We start from the raw sequence: 4,813 nt of genomic DNA, 5'->3' as shown, positions 1-4,813 counted from the left end.
GGCGCGGTCTCGCTCGCCCGGACGGCCCGTTTCCTCGACGGCCTCGGCCGTGCCGCTCAACACGACGCCCAGGACGGCGCGGCGGAGCCCGACGAGGACCTGCTGGCGGCGCGGGACAGCCCGCACGGCGTCCTGACGTTCGTGCTTCCGCCCGGCCGGGTGTCGGGGCGGCGGCCGAACTGGGACCTGTCACCCGCCGTCGACGGTTCCGCCACGCCCGCGTGGCTCTGACGCGAAAAGATCTACCAAGATCTTCCCGGGCTCTAGAGTGTCCGCCACGTGACGCTCCGGAGTCAAGGAGGAAAGCCCGTGGAACATCGCCGCACCCGGCTCGCCGTGGCCGGTACACTCGCCGCCGTCCTGGCGGCGGGAACCGCCACGGCCGCCGCCGCGCGCCCCACCCCCACCCCCACCCCGACGGCCGCCGCCGCGACCCCGAAGAAACCGGCGCCGCCGAAGAGACCCGCACCGCCCCGACGGCCGCTCAGAAAGAAGATGCCCGCCGGGACCACCACGGCCACGTCGTTCTGGGACGCCCAGACCGCGTCCGGGCGGCCGATGCGGTTCGCGACCGTGGCCAGCCCGTACTGGCCGCTCGGCACCCGGGTGAAGATCACTTACCGGAAGAAGAGCGCGACGGGGATCGTCGACGACTTCGGCCCCGCCGAATGGGCGGTGGCGCAGCACCACCCGCCCGCCCTGGTCGACCTGTCCGAGCCGATGATGCGCAGGTTCACCGGGTTCCGCTCGAACAAGGTGAAGGTCCGGTTCAAGGTGCTGCGCTGGGGCAAGGGCCGCAGCTACCGGACGTCCGGCACGGGCTACAAGACCGCGATGGGCGACTACGCGAGAACGCCCGGCCGGTAGAGACCGGCCGGGCGTTCCGCTAAACGGTCACCGCTATTCGAAGAGGTGCTTGAGGGAGCGGCGGACGAAGGACGCGCGCGCCTCCGCCGTCGGGAAGCCCTCGATGCCGAACCCCGTGTAGACGGTGTCGGCGGTGACGACGCCCGCGCCCTCGGTGAACGCGGTCGTCGAACGGGTCCAGTCATTGCCGTTCTGGCCGGAGCCCGCGGGCGGGCCGCTGACCGTCCAGCCGCCGAGACCGTCCTCGAACGAGGTCGACGACAGGGTCGCGCCGCCCGAGGTCACGACGGCGTCGTCGACGAACACGCCGAGCTGCTGGGTGCCCCAGTCGCTCACGTAGGAGATCGACAGCTCGACCTGCTTGCCCGCGTACGCGGTCAGGTCGATCGACCACTCCTGCCAGCCGTTCGACGGGCCGGAAGCAGCGTTCCACGCGCCGGTGGTGCCGGTCGGCGAGCAGTCCGCGCCCTGGTAGTGCTCGGTGAACGGGTGGATGGTCCGCCAGCCGGACGCGCAGCTGTCGCCCGTCTCCTGGGTGGTGTGGCCGTTGAGGTCGGGCAGCGTCGTCCAGTCGTCCTGGCCGACGGTGTGCGCCTCGACGATCATGTGGTCCCAGCCGGCCTCGGTGTCGTAGGAGGTCTGGAACTTCAGATTGCCGTCGGTCTTACCGGTGAGGTCGACCGTGGTGGTCAGCCTCTTGTAGGAGACGTCGGCCCGGCCCGTGTAGGCGTAGTACGTGCCGGTCTTGGGGTCGAACGGGGCGCCGCCCGGACGGTTCCACTTGATCGGCGCGCTGCTCGCGAACTGCGGGAACTGCGCCGGGGGCAGGAAGCTGGAGGTCGTCAGGAACGACCCCGTGTGGTCCTGGTTGTCAGCGCCGTCGCCACCGTTGAGGGGCGAGGAGAAACCGGCGAACCGGCCATCGGAACCCTTCACCGCGAACGGGTTGCCGTCGGGGTCGCTGCCGCCGCCGTCCACATAGGTGTAGGCGCCCAGGTAGTACTGGAGGAAGTCGTTGAGCAGCGGAAGGCACGGCGGATCGGTGCGCTGGGAGCACTCGGGCGCGCCGGTGGCGACGTCCGGGTCATACCAGTACACACCGTCGCCGGCCGACGCGTAGCCCGCGTACTTGCCCGCGTACAGCAGCTTGCCGCCCTCGTTGAGGTAGTCGCGGACCGACAGCTCGGTGTCGAGCGCCAGCTTCGCGGCGGTGCCGCCCGGCTGGCCCACGGCACGCGTGATGATGTTGTCGCCGGTCTCCCAGACGACCGCCTTGTAGTGGCTCAGCACGCCCAGCGGGTGCGGGGCCTTGCGGTTGTTGGCGTCGATGTCGTAGACGTCGGCGGTGTAGCCGGCGTCCTTGATCGCCTTGGTGTAGGTCGAGGCGTGCTTGGCGGTCGTACCGCCCTGGGCGGGGCTGACGCCGGTGACGTCCTCGTCGGCCAGCACGAGCACCTTCGCGCCCGTGGTGTTGGCGACGGTGTAGGTGAAGTGCTCGGACGCGACGGCCGCACCGGCCTTCTTGCCCTCGAACCAGACCTCGACGGAGTCGCCGGGGTCACCCTTCACCTGGCCGCGGAACTCGCCGTAGTAGTGGGTGCCCTCCTTGCCGTACCGCTCGCCGCCCTGCCACTGCGTGACCTCGCCGACGCGCGGGGAGGCCCCGTTGATCCGGTAGCGGAGCTTCAGGTCGGTGAGGGAGCGCTTCGCGTCGACCGCGATCGGCTGCTTGTGCCCGTAGGAGACCGGGAACTTGTCGACGACGAAGTCCGGGGCCGTCCGGCCGATGGAGGAGACCGGAGCGTCAGGCGTCTGCGCCGACTTGGCGACCGACAGCGCCATCGGGACGTTCTTGGCGAACTCCGCCTGGATCAGGCCCTCGTCGTCAGGGAAGTTGAAGACGCTCTCGCAGTCCGCGGCGTTCCACTGGTCGTCGGGGTTGATGTCGGAGGCCGTCTGGCAGGTCGACATCTCGGGCGTCATGGTGAGGGCGCCGAAGTTGTTGTCGAAGTGGCCGTCGGTCTCACCGTTGGTCGTGTACAGCTCGGCCCCGAGGTCGGGGTCGTAGCCGGGCACGGCCGGGTGGTCGTCGTCGCCGAGGATCGTCTCGAAGACGTGGTCGTCGGGGCTCGGCGTCGCCGTCTGCCAGCCGACGCCGTACAGCAGGAGCTGCGCCGCCGAGTGGTAGTTGACCACGAACTTGGGCCGGACCCGGTCGACGAAGTTGAGCTGCGCCTGGGTCTCCGGCTCGGAGCCCGCCGCGGTGCCGCGGTAGGTCTCGGAGTCGGGCGACGGCGAGGAGCCCTCGTTGTCGTAGCCCCACTTGTAGGGGAAGTTGCGGTTCGGGTCGACACCGTCTCCCGCGGTGATCTGGCCGTCGCCGTTGTTGTCGCGCAGGTTCTTGCGCCAGAGCCGGAAGCCCGGCTCGAAGGTCTTGTCGTAGCCGTCGACGTTCACGACCGGGATGAAGTACAGGTCGGTCGTGTCGATCAGGCTCGTGATCTCGGCGTTGGTGCCGTAGCCGTCCAGGAAGTAGTGGAGCTGGCGGCGGACGTTCTCCGTGGTGATCCACTCACGGGCGTGCTGGGCGGCCTGGAAGACGACCGCGGGACGCGCCTTGTCAGGCAGCGTCGCGGCGTCCTTGGTCACCCGGACGGCCGTGATCGGCTTGCCGTTGACCGTGGTGCCGATGTCGAAGGACTTGGCGATGGCCGGGTGGTCGGCGGCGGCCTGCACGATCTCCTCGTGGATGCCGCCGTCGCCGGAGTAGGGCCGGTAGACGCCGGCCGCGAGGGCCTTGGCCTTGCTCTTCGCCTTGCCGGCGACCTTGACCTGGAGCGGAACTCCCTTGGCCACGAGCTTCGCGCCCTGGTCGCCGCTCATCACGACCTCGACCTTGGACTTGCCGCCGACGGCGGGCGCCGTCGCGATGTCCTCGTGGTCGAGACCGACGTCCCTGATCTTCTGGAGCTGTTCGGGGGTCACCTCTCCGGTGAACACCTGAAGTTGATCCGCACCGTCGGGCGCCGCGGCGGCCGTGGTGGCATGGGCTGCCACCAGAAGGCCGGAACCGAGCGTCACCGCGGCGACGATCGAGGTCAATCTACGCCTCATCGCGTCTCCTGTTCGAGGGGGTCCGGCGGGCACCGCGGAAACGCACGGGGCACGACCGACGAACAATGATCAGATTCACCGCAGAAAAGAATCAGGTCAATACAGACCGTTGTGAATTAACGGCTCCGAATGATGTTGGAATCTTCCCGAGATGTTCGCGGGTCGCGGCGGACCGAAGTGAGCGCGAGAAGCGCCACGTGAAGGCTGGTGCAGGCTTCGACGTCGTCGAGGTCGGTGTCGAGGACCCGTTCGATCCGGCGCAGCCGCTCATAGAACGCCGGACGGGACAGATGGGCCTGCTGAGCCGCGACGGCCTTGTTGCGGCCGGTGTCCAGATAGAGGCTCAGGATCCGGGTGAGGTCGCTGCCGCGCTGGGCGTCGTACTCCAGGAGCGGGCCGAGTTCGCGTTCCACGAAGGTCTGGAGGCGGGCGTCGTCGCGGAGCAGATGGAGCAGACCGCGCAGCCGCAGATCGGGGAGACGGTAGAAGAGCCGGTCGCCGGAGCCCTGGGCGGCGACGTCGGCGACCTGCTCGGCCTCCAGGAACGACCGGCGGACGTCGCGGATCGACTCGACGACGGAACCGGTGGCCATGACCGCGTTGACGTCGTGTTTGCGGAGCGCCTTCGCCATCTCGGTGAGGGCGCTCTCGGCGTCGGCCCGGTTGGGCAGGGACGCCAGGACCCCGACCCTGGCCTGCGGGGTGCCCTCGTCGAGGACACCGACGAGCGCGGCGAGGGTGGCAGCGCGGCTGGCGTTGGCGGTGGCCCCGGCCAGCTCGGTGATCTGCTCGGGCGTGGCCTGGCCGCGCCAGCGGACCACCGCGCCGAGCA

At 69.7% G+C, this 4,813-nt stretch carries 3 protein-coding genes and 1 pseudogene; 2 read left to right on the top strand and 2 right to left on the bottom strand.

Annotated elements, in window-relative coordinates; translation table 11 throughout:
- Positions 1–231: pseudogene (locus ACYVE7_RS29230) on the top strand (hypothetical protein); the annotation flags it as partial.
- A 78-nt stretch (positions 232–309) separates the two neighbouring features.
- On the top strand, positions 310–867 hold the full coding sequence (locus ACYVE7_RS29225) for a hypothetical protein (protein ID WP_460369132.1): 558 nt from the start codon (positions 310–312) through the stop codon (positions 865–867).
- 33 nt (positions 868–900) lie between these two features.
- Here ACYVE7_RS29225 and ACYVE7_RS29220 read toward each other — a convergent pair whose 3' ends face one another.
- A complete protein-coding gene (locus tag ACYVE7_RS29220) occupies positions 901–3,981 on the bottom strand; it encodes a M14 family metallopeptidase (protein ID WP_460369129.1) in 3,081 nt (1,026 codons plus the stop codon).
- A 116-nt stretch (positions 3,982–4,097) separates the two neighbouring features.
- The coding region (locus ACYVE7_RS29215) for a PucR family transcriptional regulator (protein WP_460369126.1) at positions 4,098–4,813 on the bottom strand (716 nt) is incomplete at its 5' end.

The sequence above is a fragment of the Actinocorallia lasiicapitis genome (assembly GCF_054778695.1).
The sequence above is the reverse complement of the archived record's forward strand: the minus strand, read 5'-3'. Positions and strand labels throughout refer to the sequence as shown.

Excerpts from the sequence above, each read along its gene's own strand:
- ACYVE7_RS29220 (WP_460369129.1), bottom strand. The coding sequence starts at position 3,981 with ATGAGGCGTAGATTGACCTCGATCGTCGCCGCGGTGACGCTCGGTTCC.